The following is a 24,102-nucleotide window of genomic DNA, read 5'->3' on the forward strand; positions in this document are numbered from 1 at the left end:
CGGGAATATCATGGGCAGGGGATAATGATTACTTTTTTGTGAAAGGTAAAGAACAAACGATTAATAGGCTGAAAGAGTTGGGACTATACGATAAGGTTCATTATTTAGTTAATGCCTATGGACAGTATGAAGCACAGACAAATCTTGTAAAAGAGAGTTTAAGTATGGCAATCATATCAGCCATTATAACGATTATTGTCATTAGCTTTTTCTATATTTTACTCCATGTCCTTTACTTTACTCATTTCAGAAGAACAATCGTAATAAAATTTATTTCTGGAATGCCCAACTTGAGAATTCATCGTCGGTTCATTTTTGTAGAGTTAGGATTACTTGTGATTTTATTACCAACATTGACAATAATCAGCAATGAGTTTTTATATTCTCTTTTTGTTGTAAGTGCTTTGTGGTTTATTTCGCTCATTATCCTACTTGTTCAAATGAAGAATTTTGAAAATGGACAAATAAATAGTTTGAAAGGAGAATAGATGTTTGAATTAACTAATATTACTAAAGAATTTTTACATAAAAAGGTTTTTGATAACTTTAAATTAACCTTTGAAGCTGGGAAAGTTTATGCCATTATCGGTCAATCAGGTTCTGGTAAAACAACCTTACTGAATATGATTGCTAAACTTGAATCCTACGAGGGAAGTATTCTTTATGAGGGAAAAGAATTATCAAAAATCAAGAAACATTCCTATTTTCTAAATGATTTGTCTTATCTTTTTCAAAATTTTGGATTGATTGAAAATGAAACGATTGATAAAAATTTGGATTTGGGATTGATTAATCAAAAGTTATCCAAGAAAAATAAACAAGAAAAAAAGCTTGAAACTTTGGCACAAGTTAATGTAGCCTATTTAAAACTCAATCAAAAAATTTATGAATTGTCAGGTGGTGAGGCACAGCGTGTAGCACTTGCTAAAGCGATTTTGAAAGATTCACCGGTTATTTTGGCGGATGAACCAACAGCAGCACTAGATTCTGAGAATAGTGAAGAAGTGATGAAACTGCTTTTGAGTATGAAAAATGAAAATCGGATTATTATTATCGCTACGCATAATCCTGTTATTTGGGAAATGGCGGATGAGGTTGTTGAATTGTCCAGATAGAGAGTGATAGATATGAAAAAATATATAGTATTTACATTTATTTTAGGGTTGCTCAGCTTCTTTCTTCCATTTCTTCTTGATTTTTAATATTTTGATTTATGTAGATGTTTATAAAATGCGAGTGTAGATATAGTAATGAATATGGAGGGCAGAAAAATGTTGATAAGAAAAATAAAAATCTGGCAAGTATCTCTTGCATTTGTCATTTGGATAGGAACCATGTTTCTTCCTGCAACGGTAAATCAGGCTAAATTGAATACGAATTTTGACTATAAAAAAAGTCGAGAAAATTTCTTTTATTTTCTTTTTCATCAAGTCCCTTTTTATAGTTTCATTTTGGGATTGGTGTTGCTTATATCACTTTTTCTCATTTATAGGAAAATAAATTTTAGTGTCTATTTTTCTTTTGCTAGTCTTATTTTTTACATTAGTTTCTTAGTTATAGCTTTTCCGTCTATGATTATTTTTAATCATAGTTTATCTGGGAATACTTTTGGGGCTGAACTTTCTATCTTTCTAACCTTTTATGGAGCTGGATATATTATTGCTGTTCTATTTGGTTTAGTTGCTTTTCTTTTACTCTTTCTCTACAGTTTAAGAATAAAAGAATGTTAACAACATAATCATTTTTACTGATTTTATTAATTATAAAAAAATAAAGAACTCCTTAGAAATTTTTCTTTGGGGTTTTCATTTTGGAAGTAAAAAAATCTTTGTTAGGCTTGTAAACGTGTGCATTTACAGCTTTTAGAAAAGTGTGCTATAATGGGTTAGATATATACGAAAGTAAGGTATGATAAAATTGACTAAATTACGCGAAGATATTAGAAACGTCGCTATTATTGCCCACGTTGACCATGGTAAAACTACATTGGTTGACGAACTCTTAAAACAATCTCAAACGTTGGATGCTCGTAAAGAATTAGCTGAACGTGCGATGGACTCAAATGCACTTGAGCAAGAACGTGGGATTACTATCCTTGCCAAAAATACAGCAGTTGAATATAACGGAACTCGTATCAACATCTTGGACACACCAGGTCACGCGGACTTCGGTGGAGAAGTTGAACGTATTATGAAAATGGTTGATGGGGTTGTCCTCGTTGTCGATGCTTATGAAGGAACAATGCCTCAAACACGTTTTGTTTTGAAAAAAGCTTTGGAACAAAACTTGACTCCAATCGTTGTTGTTAATAAGATTGACAAACCATCTGCTCGTCCAGCTGAAGTTGTTGATGAAGTTCTTGAACTTTTCATCGAACTTGGTGCTGATGACGAACAATTGGATTTCCCAGTTGTTTATGCTTCAGCAATCAATGGTTCTTCATCAATGTCTGATAATCCAGCTGATCAAGAACACACAATGGCAAATATTTTTGATACAATCATCGACCATATCCCTGGCCCAGTTGATAACTCTGATGAACCTTTGCAATTCCAAGTTTCACTTTTGGACTACAATGACTATGTTGGACGTATTGGTATTGGACGTGTTTTCCGTGGAACAATCAAAGTTGGGGACAGCGTTACTTTGTCTAAACTTGATGGTTCAACTAAAAACTTCCGCGTTACTAAACTTTTTGGTTTCTTCGGTCTTGACCGTCAAGAAATCCAAGAAGCAAAAGCTGGTGATTTGATTGCTTTGTCTGGTATGGAAGATATCTTCGTTGGGGAAACTGTTACACCTTCAGACCACGTTGAACCATTGCCAATCTTGCACATTGATGAACCTACTTTGCAAATGACTTTCCTTGCTAACAACTCACCTTTCGCTGGTCGCGAAGGAAAATGGGTAACATCACGTAAAGTTGAAGAACGTTTGGTTTCTGAATTGCAAACTGACGTTTCACTTCGTGTTGAAAACACTGAATCTCCTGATAAATGGGTTGTTTCTGGTCGTGGTGAATTGCACTTGTCAATTCTTATTGAAACAATGCGTCGTGAAGGATATGAACTTCAAGTCTCACGTCCTGAAGTTATCATCAAAGAAATTGATGGTGTTGCTTGCGAACCATTTGAACGTGTTCAAATCGACACTCCTGAAGAATACCAAGGTTCAATTATCCAAGCGCTCTCTGAACGTAAAGGTGATATGCTTGATATGCAAATCACTGGTAACGGTCAAGCACGTTTGATTTTCCTTGTTCCTGCACGTGGTTTGATTGGATTCACAACAGAATTCATGTCAATGACTCGTGGATACGGAATCATGAACCATACTTTCGACCAATATCTTCCAGCTGTTAAGGGAGAAATCGGTGGACGTCACCGTGGTTCTTTGATTTCTATGGATTCAGGTCAAGTTACTTCTTACGCAATGGGTTACGTTCAAGAACGTGGACAACTTTTTGTTGATGCAGGTACTGAAGTTTATGGTGGGATGATTGTTGGTGAACACAGTCGTGATAATGATTTGACTGTAAATATCACTAAAATGAAACAACAAACAAACGTTCGTTCTTCAAATAAAGACTCTACATCTGTTTTGAACACACCAAAAATTCTTTCACTTGAAGAATCTTTGGAATTCCTTGGAGATGATGATTACTTGGAAGTAACTCCAGAATCAATCCGCTTGCGTAAACAAATTTTGGATAAAGCAATGCGTGAAAAATCAACTAAGAAGAAAAAATAAGTTTAATCAAATAGAGAAACTTGATTTTCAATTATTGAAAGTTTGATGATGAATAAATTAATTTTTCGTTAGTTCTTGTCATAACTTGGAAAGGAGAAAAATGTTCTATATTATCTTGTTGATTTTAGTTGCCTTTGCGTATATTTTCATGATGCCCAAAGACGTTCGGCGGAGTATGGACATTTTCTTCTTTGCTGGTGTTGGAGTTCTAGTTCTTGCTTTTGCTGTGGCCCAGGCGGTAAGCCATCGGTCATTACTTTTAGAAATTATCGGTATTGTGGCGATGCTTGTCGTAACGGTCAGAGCTTGGATGGAATTGGAAAAGTTGGACAGTCGAAAAAGAAAAAAATAAATGATTGATTGATTAATAATCAAGCAATGAATAAAACTGTCAAAGTTTGGCAGTTTTATTTTGATTTTGTAGAAATGGAGAAAAAACATGGATATGGAAAAAGTGGCTCAAGGTTTTGAGCTAGTTGTTGCAAATATTATGTTATTATCTGAGAAATTGGGTACAGATTTTTATGATGCTTTTGTAGAACAAAATGCTGCTTTTTTAGATGATACTGACCAAGGAATTGTTGAATTGTCAGTAAATAATGACAAACTTCGTCAGTTAAATTTATCAAATAAGGAGTGGCAAAAACTTTTTCAATTTGTTTTGTTGAAAGGGTCACAAGTCGCACCACTTCAGCCCAATCATGCAATGACTCCAGATGCAATTGGTTTAATTTTTAATTTCATTATTGAACATCTTAATAAAAATTCTGAACTTCGTTTAATTGAATTTGGGTCTGGCATGGGTAATCTTGCTGAAACGCTTTTGGTTAATCTTAATAAAAAGGTTGATTATGTAGGCTTTGAAGTTGATGATTTACTTTTAGATTTGTCTGCTTCAATGGCTGAAATTATGGGGAGTCAGGCTGAGTTCATGCAAATTGATGCAGTACAAAAGCGTTTGATGGAACCTGCAGACGTTGTTGTCAGTGATTTACCAATTGGTTTTTATCCGGATGATGAAGTTGCAAAGAATTTTGAAGTTGCGACTACTGACGGACATACTTTTGCTCATCATCTTTTGATTGAGCAATCATTTAATTATTTAAAAGAGGGTTCTTTTGCCATTTTCCTAGCTCCAGAAGATTTACTGACAAGTCCTCAAGGACCACTATTAAAGGAATGGATTAGTAAACATGGAAGTGTGATGGCTGTCATCACTTTACCAAAATCACTTTTTAATGCTGATGCTAAGGCGATTTATGTTTTGAAAAAGGGGCCGGCTGCACATGCAACTTTTGCTCACCCTTTGTCTTCACTGACAGACAGAGAAAGTTTAGAAGTCTTTATGGAAGAATTTACAAAAATTGTAAAATTATAAGATTGAAATTACTGACAGGTTCTGTCAGTAATTTTTTTGGTTAAAGTGTATGAAAATAATTGAATTTGAAAAGGTTTTTATTTTAAAAACTACATCTTGAATTAAGCTCGTGAATCATGACCGAAAAACACAAAAGGAATTGTAATTGTGTTATAATTTAACCGTATTTCAAATTCAAGGAAGGTTTATTAAACATGACCAAAACATTAGCAGTTAACGCTGGTTCATCATCTATGAAATGGCAAATGTATGAAATGCCAGAAGAAAAAGTTCTTGCCAAGGGATTAATCGAACGAATTGGTTTGAAAGATTCGATTGTGACCGTCAAATTTGGTGAGCAAAAAGAAGAACGCGTTTTTGACATTCCAAATCATACAGAAGCAGTAGAAGTTTTACTTGAAGATTTAAAAAGATTGAAAATAGTAGAGGAATTTACTGAAATTACAGGTGTAGGACATCGTGTGGTTGCTGGAGGTGAAATTTTCCAAAAATCAACAGTTGTTACACCAGAAGTTTTGCAACAAGTTAAAGATTTGTCAGCTCTTGCTCCTTTGCATAATCCAGCAAATGCTGCAGGAATTGAAGCTTTTTTGAACTTACTACCTGATGCAACTTCTGTAGTAGTTTTTGATACAGCTTTCCATACAACGATGCCTGAAAAAGCATTCCGTTATCCATTGCCTAAAAAATATTATACAGATTATGCTGTCCGTAAATATGGGGCTCATGGAACTTCACACATGTATGTTTCACAAGAAGCTGCAAAATTACTTGGAAAACCAATTGAAGAAACTAAAATTATCACTGCTCATATCGGGAATGGCGCATCACTGACAGCAGTGAAAGGTGGGAAATCAATTGATACTTCAATGGGATTCACACCACTTGCTGGAGTAATGATGGGAACACGTACAGGTGAAATGGACCCTTCTGTTTTTCCATACCTTATTGAAAATGACTCTGAGTTAAAAGATGCTCAAGGTGTTGTTGATATGATGAACAAAGAATCTGGTCTCTATGGTGTATCTGGTATTTCATCAGATATGCGTGATATCATTGCTGCTAAAGATACAGATACTGATGCAAAACTTGCATTCGAGATGTATGTTGACCGAATTCAAAAATTTATTGGTCAATATTTGGCCGTTTTGAATGGGGCTGATGCTCTTGTCTTCACCGCTGGTATTGGTGAAAATTCGGTTCCTGTTCGTGAAGCAATTCTTTCTGGATTGACTTGGTTTGGAATTGAAGTTGACCCTGAGAAAAATGTCTTTGGCGTCGAGGGAGAAATTTCAACACCTCATTCACGCGTAAAAGTTTTTGTGATTCCAACTGACGAAGAGCTTGTAATTGCTCGTGATGTTGAAGCACTTAAAAAATAATTAATTAAAAGATTTTGTTCTAAAACAAAATCTTTTTTATTTTTAAAATGACATAAAATGATAAGTTCTGGGAATCCTTGAGGGAGGAGAAATGAAATCAGACATAAAATATGATATAATTTTAAGAATAAAACGCATACATTAAGGAGAGTAAGTATGGAAAAAACGCTCGCTGTCAATGCAGGCTCCTCGTCATTAAAATGGCAACTTTACGAAATGCCGGAAGAAACCGTGATTGCTAAAGGAATTTTTGAACGTATTGGTTTGTCTGGCTCAATCTCAACAACTAAATTTAACAATGAAGAACACGTTAGAAAACAAGAAATTGTTGACCATCGTCAAGCTGTTTTGTTATTAATGGATGAATTAATTCACTTTAAATTAATTCATGAATTCCGCGAAATCACAGGAATTGGCCATCGTGTTGTTGCAGGTGGGGAATTTTTCAAAACTTCTACGGTTATTAGTCCTGAGGTTTTGGCTGAGATTAAAAATCTTTCAACTTTGGCTCCTTTGCATAATCCTGCTAATGTTTTAGGGATTGAAGCTTTTCAACGTTTATTACCAGATGCACTTGCAGTTGCTGTTTTCGACACTGCTTTTCACAGTACTTTGCCAGAAAAGGCTTATCGTTATCCTATTCCAACAAAATATTATGAAGATTATTCAATCAGAAAATATGGAGCACATGGAACGTCACACATGTATGTCGCCCAAGAAGCAGCAAAAGTTTTAGAAAAACCATTGGAAGATTTGAAGCTAATTACGGCTCATATCGGAAATGGAGCTTCAATTACAGCAATTGAAGCTGGAAAATCTGTTGATACTTCAATGGGATTTACACCACTTGCTGGTGTAATGATGGGAACACGTGCAGGTGAAATGGACGCCTCAGTCATTCCTTATATGTTAGAGAGCGACCCAAGCCTTAGAAATGCTCAAGATGTGATTGACATTCTCAATAAAGAATCTGGAGTCCTTGGGGTGTCAGAACTCTCAAGTGATATGCGTGATCTTTCAGAAGCTGTGGCTAAAGGAAATCCTAAAGCGATTCTTGCTTATGAAATGTATGTTGACCGTCTCAAGAAATTTATTGCCCAATATTTTGGAGTATTAAATGGGGCTGATGCTCTTATTTTCACGGCTGGTGTTGGTGAAAATGATACAGCTGTTCGGACTGATGTAGTTAATGGACTTTCTTGGTTTGGCATGGAAATTGATGAAAGTAAAAATGTTCGTGGAGCATTTGGTATCATTTCTAAACCAGAGTCTAAAGTGAAAGTACTTGTTGTGCCAACAAACGAAGAATTGGTTATTGCTCGTGATGTTGAAGCTGCTAAATAATTAGATAAAATTTACTGACAAATTTCTGTCAGTAAATTTTTTTACTTATGAAAAAGCTGTCAGTAAAGTTTTGACAAATGGTTTGTCTTCTATAAAAGAAAGCGCTATAATTAGGGTGAATGGAGGGAAGGTTATGGAGGATTTACCAAAAGTTACAAAAGCTGAAATGTTGCCAGGAGTGCGTTTACGTTTAGAATTTGATAATGGACAAGTTCGATATTATCCTGTTCATGAGCAAATTGATTTGCTGATGAATCCTTTTGATGTGAGTAAGTTAAAAAAGACATATGGCGCAAATTTGTTTCTTGGGGGAATGGTTTCATGGATTGGAAATGAGATCAAGATTGAACCTAATGGAGATTTGATACTTAATAAATCGGTGATTCCTGCTGAAATGCTTTGGAAACACAGTCTTAAACATGTTGACAGTCTGGACCCGGAAAAATTGAAAGAGTTAGAAGAAATCAAGCACCCAATTTGGCAAGGTTTTAAAAGTCTTAATTTAATCTTTTGGATTGCGGGGATTCTTTTTGTGATTTATTTACTTATTCAGTTGTTGGGACATCTGGGTTTATTGACATCATGATAGTTTCTAAAAAGGCTTTGATTAGTCTTTTTTTCGTGAGCATTTTATGGTAAAATAGAGAAAATATAATAGAATAGGTGCAATATGGCTGAAATTAAATATAAACGCGTACTGTTAAAACTTTCGGGAGAGGCCCTCTCAGGCGAAAAAGGTTTCGGATTTGACCCTGAAACAGCAAAAGCTGTCGCTGAAGAACTCAAAGAAGTCCATGATTTGGGCGCAGAACTTGCGATTGTTTGCGGTGGTGGTAATGTTTGGCGTGGAATTACTGGTGAGAAAGCCGGAATGGAACGTGCTCAGGCAGATTACATGGGAATGCTTGCAACAATTCAAAATGGATTGTTCATTCAAAGTGCTCTTGAAAATATTGGGGTTGACACACGAGTGATGACAGCCATTGAGATGAAAGCTGTTGCTGAACCTTATATTCGTCGTCGTGCTGAACGCCATTTAGAAAAGGGACGTGTTGTCATTTTTGCTGGGGGAACTGGTTCGCCTTACTTCTCAACTGATACAACTTCTGCATTACGTGCTGCGGAAATTAATGCTGATGTCATTTTAATGGCTAAAAATGGTGTTGATGGTGTTTATAATGCTGACCCTAAATTAGTTGCTGATGCTATTAAATTTGAACATTTGACACATATGGATGTTATTACCAAAGGCTTGCAAGTAATGGACAGTACGGCTTCAACAATGTCAATGGATAATCATATTCCACTTGTTGTTTTCAACATGAATGAAGCTGGAAATATTACACGTGTCGTTCGTGGTGAAGAAATCGGAACAACGGTTGAATAAGATTTACTTACAAAAAAGTTGTCAGTAAATTTATTCAGTAAAAAATTACTGATGGAAATACTAGCATATTCGTAAACGCTGAAGCGTCAACGACTATCCTATGATGGAAATATTAGCATAACTGTAATCATTAAAATACTAACACTTATCTCTGACAAAATTTCTGTCAGTAAAATAAATAGAAGAATTAAAAGTAGAAAAAGGAAATAAAATGGCAAACGAAATTGTTACAACAGCTCAAGACCGGATGAAACAATCATTAGGAAGTTTACAACGTGATTTAGGACATATCCGAGCTGGTCGTGCCAACGCAAGTCTTCTTGACCGTGTTCAAGTTGTTTACTACGGCGCACCAACACCACTCAATCAATTAGCGTCCATCACAATTCCAGAAGCGCGCGTATTGATGGTTACTCCTTTTGATAAATCAATCTTGAAAGATATTGAAAAAGCATTGTATGAATCAGATCTTGGGATTACACCAGCAAATGATGGTTCTGTGATTCGTTTAGTTATCCCAATGTTGACAGAAGAACGCCGTCGCGAACTTGTCAAAGAAATGGGTAAATATATTGAATCAGCAAAAGTAGCAATCCGTAATATCCGTCGTGATGCAATGGACACTGCTAAGAAATCAGAAAAAGCAAAAGAAATCACTGAAGATGATCTTAAAGATCTTGAAAACAACATTCAAAAAGTGACTGATGACGCGGTTAAAGAAGCAGATCGTCTTGCATCAATTAAAGAAAAAGAATTGTTGGATATCTAAGTAGAACAATCTAACAAATAAAGTAATCTGTAAAAGCATTAACGGCTCCATTGAGCCGTTTTTACATCAAAAATCTGTCAGGATGGATAAATTTGAGAGAACTAATCAAACTTAGAGAGCAACCGTCTTATCTCAAAGAAGCAATTCGATTTTTTCAGGAAAAATGGGGAAATACGGACAGTAACCCTGTATATGATGACTGTTTGAAGCATAGTTTAGAGAGTAACAAAAATATTCCTCAGTGGTATCTGATTGTTGATGAAGGAAAAATTATTGCGGGGTGTGGACTGATTAGCAATGATTTTATTAGTCGAATGGACTTATACCCTTGGCTTTGTGCACTTTATGTTGAAGAAAAATTTCGAAATCAAGGTCTTGCTGGTCTGTTGATTGAAGCAGTAAAAGAAGATTGCAGAACTTTTGATATTGATAAACTTTATCTTGCAACGGATTTTGCTGATTTCTATGAGCACTTTGATTTTCATTATCTAGCTGACGGCTATCATCCTTGGGGTGAAAAATCACGGATTTACGAAGGAAATATCAATTAAACAGAGACAAATAGTCTCTCAATCACATTTTATAAAGAGGTACAAATGAGTATTATTGGACAAACAATCTCCGCGATAATCGTGGAAGAAAGTGAACGTTTCTATTTTCTCCAAAAGGGAGAAGATTTATTACGTTTAGATAAAACAGAAGGTGAACATACAGTTGGCGATGTGGTAACTGGTTTTGTTTATGTGGATAAAGATGACCATCGTCGTTTGACGACTTTGGAACAAAAAGCAACAAATGAGCATTATGGTTGGGGAACGGTAACAGCTGTACGTAAGGACCTTGGTGCCTTTGTTGACACAGGTTTACCAGGAAAAGATGTGGTCGTCTCTCTTGATGATTTGCCACTCGAAAAAGACCAATGGCCAAAAGTTGGTGACCAACTTTATGTGAAATTAATTATTGACAGAAAAGAGCGAATTTGGGGTCATTTAGCATGGCATGAAGATTTCTGGAATCTTGCAGGTCCTGGTTATGACAACATGCAAAACCAAGATTTACGAGCAATTGTTTATCGAAATAAAGAATCAGGAACATTTGTTTATTTGCCTGACAACAATATGCTAGGATTTATTCATCCAAATGAACTTTTCTCAGTTCCACGTGTCGGTCAAGAACTTCAAGTTCGTGTTATTGGTTTTAGAAAAGAAGACCGTAGTCTAAATCTGTCAGCAAAACCACGTGCTTATGAAATGCTTGATGCTGATAGCCAAATGATTTTAGCTTATCTTCAATCAATGGGCGGGAAAATGGCATTTAATGACAAATCAAATCCAGATGAAATAAAAGCAACTTTTGGAATCTCAAAAGGACAATTCAAAAAAGCGCTTGGTGGTTTGATGAAAGCTAAAAAAATCAAACAAAGTCCAGAGGGAACAGAATTAATCGGAGAATAATTTACTGACAGCTTCTTTAGAAATACTAAGCTTAATTTAAAAGCATTTGTCAGTAAATTCTGTCAGTCTGATGACTTATAAAAATTTCTGTCAGTAAAAAAGTAGCTTAATTGGCTACTTTTTTTTGAGCTATGCTATAATATTTCACAAGACAAACAAAGTGAAGGAGAAATAATGGCAACAGAAAGAGCAATATTTGCAGGTGGATGTTTTTGGTGTATGGTTCAACCTTTTGAAGAACGAGAAGGGATTTTATCTGTGATAAGTGGCTATACAGGTGGAAATGTTGAAAATCCAACTTATGAACAAGTAAAAAAACACCTGACTGGTCATACAGAAGCAGTAGAAATTATTTTTGATAATAGTAAAATTACCTATCAAAGTCTTGTTGAACTTTATTGGACACTCACGGACCCAACAGATGCTTTTGGTCAGTTTGAAGACCGTGGGGATAACTATCGTCCAGTCATTTTTGTTGAAAACGAAGAACAAGAAAAAATTGCCAAAGAAAGCAAAGCGCAATTGCAAGCCAGCGGAAATTTTGATTCACCTATTGTGACAAGTATTGAAGCCGTTCAAAAATTCTGGCCAGCAGAAGATTACCATCAAGGATTTTACAAAAAAAATCCAGAAGATTATGCTCAATCAAGTAAAATTCGTCATGATTTTTTGGAAAAACAATGGAAAAAATAATTAATTTTCCGACTTAATGATAATAGAAAGAGAAAATGACTTTTTATAATTACCTTATGCGCCATCGTGCACCAGTAGAAAAAGATGATGCAACTCGTCTTGCAAATTTAGTTTTTCAAGACCCGCTTTTTCCAAAACAGTCTAAAGATTTCGATGAAATTTCGACTTATTTAGAAACCCAAGCCCCATTTTACTTTAATCTTACCCTGTTTGATAATATTTGGGAAAGTTATTTAGAAGCTTAGCGATTATCATAATTTTTTCTTAACAAAAAATAATAAAATGATATAATGGACCCAAAGGAGAGATTTATGCAAATTACAGTAGAAAAACTTAAATTCTCATATCAGTCTAGACAAATTTTGTCTATTAATGAAGGGGCGTTTGAATCGGGCCATATTTATGGAATTGTTGGCAATAATGGTGTTGGTAAAACAACCTTTTTCAAGACGTTGACCAATATTATTACAAACTATGAGGGGCGTATTCAACTTGATGGTCAAGAAATCAAAGAAAATCCAGGATTGCTTACAAAAGTTGGTATCATGCTAGATGATATGGAGCTTTATAAAAGTTACACAGGTTTATTTAATCTCCACTACTTTGGTGGTTTACGAGGAGAGTTTGATGAGGATAAAGCGCTCGATTTAGCTGAAAAATTAGATTTAACTCCTGAAATGTTATCAAAAAAAGTCGCCACTTATTCACTTGGAATGAAGAAAAAGTTAATTCTACTCATCTCGGTTATGAATGATGCGGAAATTTTGATTTTCGATGAGCCTTTTCGAGGAATTGATGCAAAATCTGTTGAGTGGTTTAGAGATTATTTGCTTACACTCAAAGAAAGAGGACGTTTGATTCTCATTTCAAGCCATGTTCAAGAAGATATTGAAACAATCTGCGATAAAGTTTATCTTCTGTCTAATGGAGATTTCACAGCTACTTTTGATTTGAAAAATCAACAAGAAGTCTTGACTTATACGGTTTCTGTGACTGATGTTCAAGTCTTAGAAAACTTTTTGACGAGGACTGGTGTTCAAGTGGAAATTAAAGAAAATACAATAAAATTTGACAGCAGTCCCGAAGATTTCCAAATTGCATTTCGTCATGCTGTTGAAGAAGGTGTATACTTTGATAGCATTAAAAAAGAATCAAAATTTGCTGAATTTATCAAAAAAGGGAGTAACTGATGAACGCAAAAAACATTTTCAAAATGGAATTTTACCGAAATTTTCGAGATAAAAGCTGGCTGATTGTCATTGGAGTTATGGCTGTTTTAGCATTAATTGATTCAATTCTAATCATCAATCTCATTGGAAAAACAGTCTCTGGATACGGTCAGAATAGTGCCGGGGCAGCAGTCCTAGCGGCTTTAACTATTTTCGTCACTTTGGCTTTAGGGCTTGGAATTTGGGCCTTTCAAATCATTTATCCTTTCCATCTACTATCAGTTGATTATAGTAATAAAGCCTTAGGACTAATGATTGCTTCTGGGGTAAATCGAATGACTTACTATTTTATTAAATTAATTTCAACAATTCTTTCGACTTTACTAGCCTTATTTACAATTTTGATTATTCCTTTTTTCCTAATTTTAGGTGTCTATGCCCGGCAATTAAGTGAATTTTTGAGTATGGTCTCTCGCTCTCTTTCACTTAGTAGTGTTTGGATGGTTTTGCTTAATTCATTTGCTGGTGCCTTGGCTTCTATTGTTATCTTATTTTTCGTTGTGATTATGACAAGAGGCAAATTCTGGGGAATTTTTGTTTATTTAGGAATTACAATGGGAATTGGGATTGTCGTCACCATCTTTACCAGTTCAACAAACGTAGTGTCAACTCATGGTCAAAATATGATGTCAAATACTAGTTTAATTGGGATTATTTTTTCAATAGTTGAAATAGTTGCTTTTGGATTACTCGGACTGTCTCTCATCAGAAAACAAGATTTATAAAGCAAAGAGCGCTTGACAGAGCGCTTTTTTTTTGATAGAATACTCAGGTATGTGAATTTTCACATGCACGGCGTGGAAGCTGTAAAATACAGCATCATACCACATCACGAAAACAAAATATAAGGAGAATTTATCGTGGCTAAACAAGTAGAAAAACTCGTTAAATTACAAATCCCTGCCGGTAAAGCAACACCAGCTCCACCAGTTGGACCAGCTTTGGGTCAAGCAGGTGTTAACATCATGGGATTCACAAAAGAATTCAACGCTCGTACAGCTGACCAAGCTGGTATGATCATCCCAGTTGTTATCTCAGTTTATGATGACAAATCATTTACATTCATCACAAAAACTCCTCCAGCAGCAGTTCTTTTGAAAAAAGCAGCAGGCGTTCAAAAAGGTTCTGGTGAACCTAACAAAACAAAAGTTGCTTCAGTTACAAAAGCACAAATCAAAGAAATTGCAGAACTTAAAATGCCTGACCTTAACGCGTCATCAGTTGAAACTGCAATGTCAATGATTGAAGGTACTGCAAAATCTATGGGATTCACTGTTACTGACTAAAAATTTAGACGAATTACTTCGTTGACAGAACCCTCACCTACTTAGGTAGGCTTCGGAACCTGTCGCCTCGTACTTCGACTGAATTTTCGAGATTTACATTTTGTAAATTCAGAAAAAGTCACACATGCAATCCACACATTTAGTGGAAGGCTGTTACTCTTGTTGTTATAAAAGTACTATTAGTTCATCTGAGCGGCGCGGAGCGAGAAAATAGCTTCCTTTGAGCGCAATAGAGCGGACTTTTAAATGCAACAAGGAAGACAGACAACCGATATTACCACAAGGAGAAAATAGAAATGGCTAAAAAAAGTAAAGCATTGCGCGCAGCGATTGAAAAAATCGACGCAACTAAATTATACAGCGTAGAAGAAGCTGTAGCACTTGCAAAAGAAACTTCATTTGCAAAATTTGATGCAACTGTAGAAGTTGCTTACAACCTTAACATCGACGTTAAAAAATCTGACCAACAAATCCGTGGAGCAATGGTATTGCCAAACGGTACTGGTAAAACTGCTCGTGTTCTCGTTTTCGCTAAAGGTGCGAAAGCTGAAGAAGCTACAGCAGCTGGTGCAGACTTCGTTGGTTCTGATGAACTCGTTGCTAAAATCAACGGTGGATGGTTGGACTTCGACGTTGTTATCGCAACACCTGATATGATGGCTGTTGTTGGACGTCTTGGACGTGTCCTCGGACCACGTAACTTGATGCCAAACCCTAAAACTGGTACAGTTACTATGGATGTAACTAAAGCAGTTGAAGAATCAAAAGCTGGTAAAGTTAACTACCGTGCTGACAAAGCTGGTAACGTTCATGTTCCAATCGGTAAAGTTTCATTCGATACAGAAAAACTTGTTGAAAACTTTAAAGCTTTGAACTCTGTAATTGCAGCTGCTAAACCTGCTGCATCTAAGGGAGCTTACATCACAAACCTTTCTGTTACAACTACAATGGGTCCTGGTGTTAAAGTTGATTCTGCATCATTCTAATAACAATAAAAAAAGAGAAAAATATTTTTCTCTTTTTTTATTTATTGTAGAATATAAAAAAACATGCTAGAATGAGGTATGTTATTATTTCTATGGGCTTATACAACAATTATCTTTGCAATTGCCTATCTTTTTCAAGTTCTAAACCTGACGCTGATTGGATTAGAGGTCGTTACCATTCTCATTCTTTTTATCAGTTTTTGGGAAAGTACCAAAGGAAGACATTGGCGAATTATTGGAATGAATATTATTAATATTATATTCATAAGTATTCTATATTTTTCACAACATACCTTTACTTACATTCAACATCATGATGTCGAAAAAATGCTGGTCATAGTTGTTAGTTTTGTCTTGTCCCAATTATTGGGGATTTTCTGGGGGAGACAGTTTTATAAACATCAAGAAAAATCAAAAAAATAAAAGGGTTGAAATTATTCAACTCTTTTATTTATTTGATTAACAAGTTCATTAATTTTTTCAACTCTAGGTTGGATGGAAATTTGAAATTCATCTACTTTTTTTTGAATATCTTTTCCAACTTTTTCTGCTTTGATACCTTCTTCTTGAACACGTTCCACATTTACTTTCATCGTGTTGACTTCTTCTGACAACTCGCCAATGATATTTTTTAAGTCTTTAAATAATTCAATCATAGTAATGTCCTTTTATTGGCCATTGATTTCTTTAGCAATTTCAGCTAAATCATAATCATGAGCAGTGAATTTTCCAACGAAACCATCATTTTCATCAAAACGAGGAATAAGGTGAATATGAGTATGGAAAACAGTTTGACCAGCGATTTCTTCATTATTTTGTAAAATGTTCATCCCTTTAGCATGAAGATTATTAACAATTTTGTTGGCAATAAAAGGGACTTTGCTGAAAAGTTCAGCTGATTGTTCGCCTGTCATTGAAAGAATGTTGCGATAATGTTTTTTGGGAACCACTAATGTATGCCCTTTAGTTGTTTGAGTGATATCAAGGAAGGCAAGAACATCATCATCTTCATAAATTTTGGTGCTAGGAATTTCACCAGCGATAATTTTGCAAAAAATACAATCTTCCATTTGATAGGTCCTCCAGTAGTAATAATGACTCTTTACTCAAAGTCAAAACTTATAATATACTTAGATTATATTATAAATAAGCTAAAAATCCCAGTAATAATGCTGAAACTTACTAAATCGTAAGGGAATTGCCGAAAAAGGGAAATTCAAATATGTTATAATAAATAAAACTTTTATTTATTATAACTTAAATTTAAGCATTTTTTATTTTATAAATTTGATATAATGTAATGAAAATTATTCTTCTGTTTAGAGAAAGTATGGGGAGTTTAGGAGTATGGTGAGAAAAAAAGCTAAGAAGAAAAAGAATGCTAATCGGCCACTTGGTTTGATTTTTAAATATTTGCGAGAGTTTTCTAAGTTTTGGTTTGAATATCTTTCGATTTTTGTTGTGGCAACTATAGTCATCACACTTGTTATTATTCCACTTTTAGAATCCATTTCTGAGCTTATTATGCGAGTTAGTGGAATTCCTTATGTTTCTTATAATAATCTTGGAAACTTGCTTCAGCAGCATTTCTTAGGAGTTTTGGGGCTCGTAGTTGTCTTATTTGTGCTCATCTTTTTGGTTTATCTGCAATTCATCGTTCAGTTTCAAGGAATTCGTTTGATTCAGGCGAGAACTTTTAGTTTAAAAAGTTTATTTAGGCAAGTTATTTCGGATCTTAAAAATGTCAGAATTCAACAATTAGTCTTTTTCGTATTTTATTTTCTATTAATTATTCCTTTTGGACGTTATGTCTTTAGTACGCCACTTTTGTCGAAAATTAAAATTCCTGTTTTTACATTTGAATTTTTCTTTAAAAGTTGGCAAAATATGCTAATTTTGTTCCTATTTTATGCTATAACATTTTGGATTAGTACCCGTTTAATTTTGACTCTTCCACTGATGATTTTAAAAGGTCAATCATTGAAAGTAGCAATAAAAGAAAGTTTAAAACGAACAAAAGGAGTTAGAAATTTTTTCAGACTATCTGTTTATTTTGGACTTATCGGTTTATTTAGTATAATAATGCAGGGGCTTCTTTTTATTGGCGGCTACTTTGCCCAAGATTATTTGGATAAAACTTCTTTTGCCCTTGTGGGAGCAGTGTCAATACTGGATTTGATTTGGTTGGGAAGCTCTATTATATCTACCTTGAGTTTGGTCATGCTTTTTAGTTACTTGATGAGAGAAGCTGACTTGGAAGCCTTTGAAATTTCAGAAGTAGTAAAAAAATCTCCGAAAGTTAGAAGAAAATATAAAATAATTTTTTCTACTTTAGCTGTTTTAATTTTTGCTTTAGTGAGCTGGACTTATGTTGAAGGATTTATGGATACTGTCCCTTTAACCATTTCACATCGGGGAGTTGATGAAGAAAATGGGGTGCAAAATACAATTCCAGCCATGGAAGCTACGGCTAAATCAAAACCAGATTATGTTGAAATGGATATTCAGGAAACAAAAGACCATCAATTTGTTGTTTTCCATGATCCAACTTTAAAAGATTTAGCTGGAATTGATATTCCGCCACAAAAACTTACCTTAGCAGAATTGACGAATACAGTTGTTTCGGAAAATGGGAAAAAGGCTTTAATCCCAAGTTTTGATGATTATTTAGCGGCTGCTGAAAAAGTTAACCAAAAATTACTGGTTGAGATTAAAGTTTCTCCATTTGATTCTCCAAAGATGGTTGAAAATTTTAGTAAAAAATATGGTGCACGTCTTTTAAAAGATAAGGCTATGATTCATTCTTTAGATTATAATGCTCTTTTAATTGAACAAAAAATTAATCCTAAGATTAAAGTGAGTTTCATCCTTCCGTTCAACTTACTTTTCCCACAAACTAAGATGTCGGCCTATACCATGGAGGCCACAACACTCAATAGTAGTTTTGTGGATAAAGCTCAGGCAAGAAAGCAGATGGTTTTTGCTTGGACGGTCAATGACGAAACGGATATGAGAGAACAGATGTTCAATGGAGTAGATGGAATTATTACAGATAATCTTGATGACTTAAAAGAAGTTATCGCCGAGGATGATGATAATCCGAGCTATGCGCAACGTATTTTAAGAATGACTTCAATAATAAATATAGAATAAGATTGAAAAGAGGAATGTATGTTAAAAGTAACAAATCTAACAGGTGGCTATTTGGGGCATCCTGTCTTAAAAGACCTTAATTTTGAAATTAAAGAAGGTGAGTTAGTTGGACTCATTGGTTTAAATGGTGCAGGAAAATCGACGACAATTCAAGAAATTATTGGACTTTTGACTCCTTATTCTGGACAAATTGAATTAGACGGCTTAACTTTACAACAAGATTTAGAAGGCTATCGTAGAAAAATTGGTTTCATTCCAGAAACACCAAGTTTGTATGAAGAATTGACTTTGCGTGAACATATTGAGGTGACAGCTTTAGCTTACGGGATTTCTGTTGACTTGGCTTTTGAACGTGCTGAAAAATTATTAGAAACTTTCCGCTTGAGTGATAAATTAGATTGGTTCCCTGTGAATTTTTCAAAAGGGATGAAACAAAAAGTGATGATTATCTGCGCATTCTTAGTGGAACCTTCGCTCTATATTGTTGATGAACCTTTTATGGGACTTGACCCGCTTGCGATTCAGGATTTGATTGACTTGATGATTGACATGAAAAAATCTGGAAGTTCGATTTTAATGAGTACACATATCTTGTCCACAGCTGAAAAATTCTGTGATAAATTTATTGTTTTGCATGAAGGTCAAGTTGTTGCTTTTGGAAAAGTAGAAGAATTACGGACTCAATTTAATCAGCCTAAGGCAAGTTTAGATGAAATTTATCTTGCCTTAACAAAAGGAAATATTCCAAACTCTAAAGAAGTTGTAGAGGCAGGAAAGTCAAATGAATGAAATTTTAAAAAAACGACGTAACCTTTGGTATAAGCAAAATATAAAATATCTTCGTTATGTTTTTAATGACCATTTTGTTTTGTTCCTGATGATTTTATTAGGAGCTTTGGTAGTTCAGTACATTAACTTTCTACAAATTCATCAGCTGAATTTATGGGGCAAAATTATTTTAGTTATTTTGACCAGTTTGGCTAGTCAAATTGTGGGAAGTTTGGCAACATTTATTGAGAGTCCAGATAAAGTTTTTTTACTGACAAAAGAAATGGAAGTTCGGGCATATTTAGTAAAATGTTTAATCCGCTCTTTGATTATTCCAGCAGTTGTGTCAGCACTTTTGGTTTTGATTGCTGCTCCATTATTAAGATTTAATCCTATTTTCTTAGTCCTTTGGTTCGTCTTACTTGTCGCAATCAAAGCGGCTTGGTTGGCTTACAAAATTTGGTCTTCTCAAAAAAGTGGACTTTTGGATTGGGCTTTCTTGATTGATTTAGAAGAGGGACGAAAAACAGGAACTTTAAGATTATTTTCACTGTTTACTAATGTTAAGGGACTTAAATCACACAGTCATCGTCGGAAATATCTTGATTTTCTACTGACGAAAACAAAAAGAACTTATGAGTATCTATTTACAAGAAGTTTTTTACGCTCAGGAGATTATCTTGGTTTAACGATTCGTTTACTTATTTTGTCAATTTTAGCGATGATTTTTATTAATAATGGAATTGTTGCCATTATTATGGTGGTTGTATTTAACTATTTGCTTATTTTTCAACTTTTATCATTACAAACGGCTTTTGATTATCAACTTTTAACAAGAATTTATCCACTGAAAAAAGCGGCTAAAACAGCTGGTTTACGGGTGCTTATTTTTAGAGTGATGATGTTTGTGACAATTGTTGAATTGATTCTGTCATTAATTTTTGTTCGACCATTTTTCTTGAGTTTGATTATATTACTTACGAACTTTTTACTGACAAAATTTTATGTTAGATTCCGACTTAAAAATAAATAAAAAAGTTACTGATAGAATGTCTGTCAGTAACTTTTTATTTATAATTTGATAATTTTTGTGCCATGAACATAATTTGTTCCGGTTAATTGAGCGAGGTTTTCAAAGTTTTCAGCATTGACACCCCCACCAATAATAATGTTAATTTTTCCCTTAGCATAGTCAATGAGACTTTTAAGTTTGTCAGTATTTAAGGGTTGGTCAAGTGGCCCACCGTGCGTCAAAATTTTATCTACGCCAAATTCGACAAGTTGGTCAATTGCTTTTTCTTGATCAGTGACTTCATCAAAAGCCATGTGGAAAGTGATTGGGAGCCCTTGTGCGGCAATGCTCACTGTTTCAAGTGCGTCAGTATCTATTTCATTGTCAGGAGTAAGGGCACCAAATACAATGTTTTGGGCACCAGCTTCAACAGCTTTAAGGGTGTCAGTTTCAATAATTTTAAGTTCATGAGAATTATAAACAAAATTACCACCGCGAGGACGAATCATGACAGCAAGAGTTGTCTTACTTTCGGCAACATATTTGGCAGCTTCTTCAATGACACCATAAGAAGGAGTGGTTCCTCCAACGGCGAGGTTGTCACAAAGTTCAATTCTCTCAACGCCGGCTTGAAGCGCTTGAGGAATTTTGGTAAAATTTTCAAGGCAAAGTTCTCGGATAATCATAATTTCTTCCTTTCATCTACTAAAATTATTATAACATGATTATCTTGTTTAACTTAAAAAAATTACAAGAATTATTTTGAATAAAAAGAATGAAAGTGATTATGCTAGAATAGAACTATGTTAAAAAAAATTGAAAAAGCTTATTTACTTTTAGAAGAAAATGTGGAAATGTTGAGATGTCCAATTTGTCATGGTAAATTTCAATTGGCATCCTATGCCTTAAAATGTGAAAATAATCATACTTATAATTTAAACAAGAAAGGTTATGTTAATTTTTTACAAACAAAAGCTGACACAGAGCATTATACGCGTAAAATGTTTGAACCACGTAGACGCCTAATTCAAGCAGGGATGTATCAAAATTTACTGACAGAAATTCAAAAATCATTTGTCAGTGGAAATTTACTTGATGTTGGAACAGGTGAAGGTTCATTTTTAGAATTCCTAGAGGGTGCGGGGGCGAAGTTTGCTTTTGATATTGCTAAAGATGGAATTGAAATGGCAACCGAATTAGATACGAAAAGTTTTCTGTCCTTAGCTGATTTAACTAATCTCCCTTTTGCTGACGAAAGTCTGTCAGTAATTTTGAATATTTTTACGCCTTCAAATTATGCAGAATTTCATCGAGTTCTGACAGAAAATGGCCGGGTCATTAAAATTATTCCTGACAGAAATTATTTACGTGAGTTGCGAGAAGTTTATCAACTTCCAGTTGATTATGATAATCAAGCAGTTATTGAGCGTTTTAAAGAAGAATTTCCTAAGAATACTCAACAAACAATTGATTATACTTTTGAAATTCCAGAAAATTTGCGTCAAGATTTCTTATTGATGAGTCCATTAGAATGGTCAGTTTCTGAGGAAAGAAAAAAATTTGCAAAGGAAAATCCGCCAAAAACAGCGAGAATTCATGTGCAAATTTTAATTGGAATAAAATAAAAAAACTGTCTATTAGACAGTTTTTATTTCATCATAAATTTAATCGCTTTAGCAATTCCTTTTTTCACGGAAATATAAAGAGCAAGCGAGAGAACAATAGAAACTGGAATAGCAATCCAGCTTGCCAATAAACTCACCAAAATGTAAGTAGTAAAAACAAGAAAAATTGAGAAAACAGCAATATTCGTGAAGAAGCTTAATTCTTCAATTCTTTTGTTGACTTGTCTTTGCTCAAAATTTTTACTTTCGTTATAATCGACATATTCTTGCTTCTCATAAAAATCTTTTAAATTCTTTAATTCCATAATTTTCTAGCACTTTCCTATATTATGTAATCAATTATAGTATAAAAAGCAAAGGTTTACGTTACTCGAAATTTAAATGCATTACTATTTAGTTTCATTTGGGTTAAAATAAAATTAACCTATACTTTTTTATGAATAAATATCATTTTGAGTAGTAAATTTTAGTAAGAGGATGAATTAGAAAAAACGTGTAAGAGAACAATATGATATAATTATCACTATGATTACTATTACTTCTACGGCAGAAAGCCTAGAGCAAGCTAAAGCATTGCTCGAAGCTGGAGTCGACCGTTTATACATTGGTGAAAAAAATTATGGTTTACGCGTACCAACTGCCTTAACCAACGAAGAGATTCAAAAAATTACAGAACTTGCACATGATGCAGGAAAGACAGTGACTGTCGCGGTCAATGCTCTGATGCATACAGAGATGATGGCAAAAATAAAAGATTTTTTAGATTTCTTAGTTGAAATTAAAGCTGACCGAATTGCAGTAGGCGATGCGGGTGTGATTTTTGTTTTGCAACGTGATAAATATGAGTTACCATTTACTTATGATGCCTCAACCATGGTTGCTTCTGCCCGCCAAGTTAATTTTTGGGCCAAACAAGGGGCAATTGAAGCTGTTCTTGCACGTGAATTGCCAAAAGAAGAACTTGCTGATATGACCGATGAACTAGCTGTACCAGGCGAAATTTTAGTTTATGGTGCAACAGTGATTCATCATAGCAAACGTCCATTGGTGCAAAACTATTATAATTTCATCAAGACTGAAGAAAAAGGCAAAGACAGAGAAAGAAATCTTTTTGTCTCTGAACCTAAGAAAGTTGATACACATTATTCAATCTTTGAAGATAATCACGGGACGCATATTTTTGCTAATGATGATTTAGATATGATGACAGAACTTTCAGATTTAGTAGCAATGGGTTATGACCATTGGAAATTGGATGGAATTTTTACTCGTGGTGAAGATTTTGTAGCGATAAGCAAACTTTTTGTAGAAGCTAAAAAGCTGATTGAAGCAGGCGAATTTACAGAACTTAAGGCTTTCCAACTAGATGAAGAAATACGAAAAATACATCCAGCAGGACGGACACTATCACACGGTTTCTATGATTTGGACAAAGATGCCATTAAATAAAAAAAGAAAAGAAGTTGTTCATTTACTGACAGCTTTTTTTTGATGAAAAACTATTGTCAAAGGTTCGTAAATCATTTATAATTAATTTTAAATAAAATTCATAAAAATTTAAATTAACTCTTTAGGAGAGAAAATAATGATTAAATTTCAAAAATATTTTTTTCCGTTGCTGATACTGATTGTCTGGCTCATTATTTTGTTCTTTGACCCAGGAACAAGAGAAAAAATAATTTTGACGCTCATATTGATTATTGGGGTACTTATTCTTTTCGTTATAAATGATATGAGAAAATCAGGAAAATAAAGTTGAAATAGAGGATTTACTGACAGAAATGTAAAAAGCTTTATCAATAATTCTGTCAGTAAAAATGAGAGATAAGCAACATAATGTCAAAGAACTTTGTCACATTTGAAGGTTTAAATTTGGCAAGAAATCC

At 34.3% G+C, this 24,102-nt stretch carries 30 protein-coding genes; 26 read left to right on the forward strand and 4 right to left on the reverse strand.

The annotated features are described in order from the left end of the window. Positions 1 to 38: 38 nt before the first annotated feature. The 20 genes from IAE52_RS11540 to IAE52_RS06825 all read left to right on the forward strand — a co-directional run bounded on the left by IAE52_RS11540 (position 39) and on the right by IAE52_RS06825 (position 16,081). On the forward strand, positions 39 to 488 hold the full coding sequence (locus IAE52_RS11540) for a DUF1430 domain-containing protein (RefSeq protein ID WP_239449802.1): 450 nt from the start codon (positions 39 to 41) through the stop codon (positions 486 to 488). Beyond that, positions 489 to 1,115: an ABC transporter ATP-binding protein gene (locus IAE52_RS06735; protein ID WP_109991328.1), complete on the forward strand. Its 627-nt coding sequence runs from the start codon at positions 489 to 491 to the stop codon at positions 1,113 to 1,115. Between the two features lie 156 nt (positions 1,116 to 1,271). Continuing rightward, positions 1,272 to 1,730, forward strand: coding sequence for a hypothetical protein (locus IAE52_RS11705; protein ID WP_058204391.1), 459 nt, complete (start codon positions 1,272 to 1,274; stop codon positions 1,728 to 1,730). 187 nt (positions 1,731 to 1,917) lie between these two features. Continuing rightward, entirely contained in the window at positions 1,918 to 3,750 is a 1,833-nt protein-coding gene (typA, locus tag IAE52_RS06745; RefSeq protein ID WP_025016832.1) for a translational GTPase TypA, read from the forward strand. A 100-nt stretch (positions 3,751 to 3,850) separates the two neighbouring features. Next, entirely contained in the window at positions 3,851 to 4,102 is a 252-nt protein-coding gene (locus IAE52_RS06750; protein WP_004254583.1) for a DUF3165 family protein, read from the forward strand. 87 nt (positions 4,103 to 4,189) lie between these two features. Beyond that, positions 4,190 to 5,128 carry a class I SAM-dependent methyltransferase gene (locus IAE52_RS06755; RefSeq protein WP_109991327.1) on the forward strand — a complete coding sequence of 313 codons (939 nt, stop codon included), beginning with the start codon at positions 4,190 to 4,192 and terminating at the stop codon, positions 5,126 to 5,128. 194 nt (positions 5,129 to 5,322) lie between these two features. Next, positions 5,323 to 6,510: an acetate kinase gene (locus IAE52_RS06760; protein ID WP_004254593.1), complete on the forward strand. Its 1,188-nt coding sequence runs from the start codon at positions 5,323 to 5,325 to the stop codon at positions 6,508 to 6,510. A 156-nt stretch (positions 6,511 to 6,666) separates the two neighbouring features. Further along, positions 6,667 to 7,854, forward strand: a complete 1,188-nt coding sequence (locus IAE52_RS06765; RefSeq protein WP_058217400.1) for an acetate kinase — start codon at positions 6,667 to 6,669, stop codon at positions 7,852 to 7,854. A gap of 133 nt (positions 7,855 to 7,987) precedes the next feature. Beyond that, the gene (locus IAE52_RS06770; RefSeq protein ID WP_109991326.1) at positions 7,988 to 8,440 is read left to right on the forward strand and encodes a hypothetical protein; all 453 of its coding nucleotides are present in this window, start codon (positions 7,988 to 7,990) and stop codon (positions 8,438 to 8,440) included. 84 nt (positions 8,441 to 8,524) lie between these two features. Beyond that, positions 8,525 to 9,241: a UMP kinase gene (pyrH, locus tag IAE52_RS06775; protein WP_021464089.1), complete on the forward strand. Its 717-nt coding sequence runs from the start codon at positions 8,525 to 8,527 to the stop codon at positions 9,239 to 9,241. A gap of 211 nt (positions 9,242 to 9,452) precedes the next feature. Further along, on the forward strand, positions 9,453 to 10,010 hold the full coding sequence (frr, locus tag IAE52_RS06780) for a ribosome recycling factor (protein ID WP_004254618.1): 558 nt from the start codon (positions 9,453 to 9,455) through the stop codon (positions 10,008 to 10,010). Positions 10,011 to 10,102: 92 nt separating this feature from the next. Beyond that, entirely contained in the window at positions 10,103 to 10,561 is a 459-nt protein-coding gene (locus IAE52_RS06785) for a GNAT family N-acetyltransferase (RefSeq protein ID WP_109991325.1), read from the forward strand. A gap of 45 nt (positions 10,562 to 10,606) precedes the next feature. Beyond that, positions 10,607 to 11,464 (forward strand): S1 RNA-binding domain-containing protein, encoded by an 858-nt coding sequence (locus tag IAE52_RS06790; protein ID WP_058212145.1) that lies wholly within the window; start codon positions 10,607 to 10,609, stop codon positions 11,462 to 11,464. 174 nt (positions 11,465 to 11,638) lie between these two features. Next, positions 11,639 to 12,157, forward strand: a complete 519-nt coding sequence (msrA, locus tag IAE52_RS06795; protein ID WP_033900789.1) for a peptide-methionine (S)-S-oxide reductase MsrA — start codon at positions 11,639 to 11,641, stop codon at positions 12,155 to 12,157. A gap of 35 nt (positions 12,158 to 12,192) precedes the next feature. After that, positions 12,193 to 12,402: a YozE family protein gene (locus tag IAE52_RS06800; RefSeq protein WP_010906259.1), complete on the forward strand. Its 210-nt coding sequence runs from the start codon at positions 12,193 to 12,195 to the stop codon at positions 12,400 to 12,402. A 66-nt stretch (positions 12,403 to 12,468) separates the two neighbouring features. Next, on the forward strand, positions 12,469 to 13,347 hold the full coding sequence (locus tag IAE52_RS06805; RefSeq protein WP_109991324.1) for an ABC transporter ATP-binding protein: 879 nt from the start codon (positions 12,469 to 12,471) through the stop codon (positions 13,345 to 13,347). Then, positions 13,347 to 14,111, forward strand: coding sequence for an ABC transporter permease (locus tag IAE52_RS06810; protein ID WP_012898512.1), 765 nt, complete (start codon positions 13,347 to 13,349; stop codon positions 14,109 to 14,111). The genes IAE52_RS06805 and IAE52_RS06810 overlap by 1 nt, the downstream gene beginning before the upstream one ends. 135 nt (positions 14,112 to 14,246) lie before the next feature. Continuing rightward, positions 14,247 to 14,672: a 50S ribosomal protein L11 gene (gene rplK / locus IAE52_RS06815; RefSeq protein WP_004254643.1), complete on the forward strand. Its 426-nt coding sequence runs from the start codon at positions 14,247 to 14,249 to the stop codon at positions 14,670 to 14,672. 296 nt (positions 14,673 to 14,968) lie between these two features. Next, on the forward strand, positions 14,969 to 15,658 hold the full coding sequence (gene rplA, locus IAE52_RS06820; RefSeq protein ID WP_004254644.1) for a 50S ribosomal protein L1: 690 nt from the start codon (positions 14,969 to 14,971) through the stop codon (positions 15,656 to 15,658). 78 nt (positions 15,659 to 15,736) lie between these two features. Next, on the forward strand, positions 15,737 to 16,081 hold the full coding sequence (locus IAE52_RS06825; protein WP_004254648.1) for a hypothetical protein: 345 nt from the start codon (positions 15,737 to 15,739) through the stop codon (positions 16,079 to 16,081). 11 nt (positions 16,082 to 16,092) lie between these two features. Here the strand turns inward: IAE52_RS06825 and IAE52_RS06830 are convergent, their stop codons facing one another. Beyond that, complete coding sequence (locus IAE52_RS06830) at positions 16,093 to 16,314, reverse strand: hypothetical protein (RefSeq protein WP_010906257.1); 222 nt, start codon at positions 16,312 to 16,314, stop codon at positions 16,093 to 16,095. Between the two features lie 12 nt (positions 16,315 to 16,326). Next, positions 16,327 to 16,728 carry an HIT family protein gene (locus tag IAE52_RS06835; RefSeq protein ID WP_004254651.1) on the reverse strand — a complete coding sequence of 134 codons (402 nt, stop codon included), beginning with the start codon at positions 16,726 to 16,728 and terminating at the stop codon, positions 16,327 to 16,329. Positions 16,729 to 17,005: 277 nt separating this feature from the next. Here IAE52_RS06835 and IAE52_RS06840 point away from each other — a divergent pair, with 277 nt between their 5' ends. From IAE52_RS06840 to IAE52_RS06850, 3 genes are read left to right on the forward strand one after another with little or no spacing between them, the layout of a single operon-like run. After that, positions 17,006 to 18,811, forward strand: coding sequence for a glycerophosphoryl diester phosphodiesterase membrane domain-containing protein (locus IAE52_RS06840; RefSeq protein WP_109991323.1), 1,806 nt, complete (start codon positions 17,006 to 17,008; stop codon positions 18,809 to 18,811). Positions 18,812 to 18,829: 18 nt separating this feature from the next. Next, the gene (locus IAE52_RS06845; RefSeq protein ID WP_109991322.1) at positions 18,830 to 19,600 is read left to right on the forward strand and encodes an ABC transporter ATP-binding protein; all 771 of its coding nucleotides are present in this window, start codon (positions 18,830 to 18,832) and stop codon (positions 19,598 to 19,600) included. Continuing rightward, positions 19,593 to 20,612 carry an ABC transporter permease gene (locus tag IAE52_RS06850; protein WP_085623776.1) on the forward strand — a complete coding sequence of 340 codons (1,020 nt, stop codon included), beginning with the start codon at positions 19,593 to 19,595 and terminating at the stop codon, positions 20,610 to 20,612. The genes IAE52_RS06845 and IAE52_RS06850 overlap by 8 nt, the downstream gene beginning before the upstream one ends. A 38-nt stretch (positions 20,613 to 20,650) precedes the next feature. Here IAE52_RS06850 and IAE52_RS06855 read toward each other — a convergent pair whose 3' ends face one another. Further along, on the reverse strand, positions 20,651 to 21,277 hold the full coding sequence (locus IAE52_RS06855) for a copper homeostasis protein CutC (protein WP_017865091.1): 627 nt from the start codon (positions 21,275 to 21,277) through the stop codon (positions 20,651 to 20,653). A gap of 117 nt (positions 21,278 to 21,394) precedes the next feature. On the opposite strand from IAE52_RS06855, the gene IAE52_RS06860 reads away from it, so the two are divergent. Further along, positions 21,395 to 22,216, forward strand: a complete 822-nt coding sequence (locus tag IAE52_RS06860; RefSeq protein ID WP_033900793.1) for a putative RNA methyltransferase — start codon at positions 21,395 to 21,397, stop codon at positions 22,214 to 22,216. Positions 22,217 to 22,239: 23 nt separating this feature from the next. On the opposite strand, the gene IAE52_RS06865 is transcribed toward IAE52_RS06860, so the two are convergent. After that, the gene (locus IAE52_RS06865) at positions 22,240 to 22,521 is read right to left on the reverse strand and encodes a DUF3270 domain-containing protein (RefSeq protein WP_004254660.1); all 282 of its coding nucleotides are present in this window, start codon (positions 22,519 to 22,521) and stop codon (positions 22,240 to 22,242) included. Between the two features lie 220 nt (positions 22,522 to 22,741). On the opposite strand from IAE52_RS06865, the gene IAE52_RS06870 reads away from it, so the two are divergent. Further along, on the forward strand, positions 22,742 to 23,665 hold the full coding sequence (locus tag IAE52_RS06870) for a peptidase U32 family protein (RefSeq protein ID WP_004254664.1): 924 nt from the start codon (positions 22,742 to 22,744) through the stop codon (positions 23,663 to 23,665). Between the two features lie 136 nt (positions 23,666 to 23,801). Further along, on the forward strand, positions 23,802 to 23,969 hold the full coding sequence (locus IAE52_RS06875; RefSeq protein WP_004254670.1) for a hypothetical protein: 168 nt from the start codon (positions 23,802 to 23,804) through the stop codon (positions 23,967 to 23,969). The last annotated feature ends 133 nt before the right edge of the window (positions 23,970 to 24,102 follow it).

Origin of the sequence: Lactococcus sp. S47 (genome assembly GCF_016517475.1) — a bacterium.
Classification (GTDB): domain Bacteria; phylum Bacillota; class Bacilli; order Lactobacillales; family Streptococcaceae; genus Lactococcus; species Lactococcus lactis.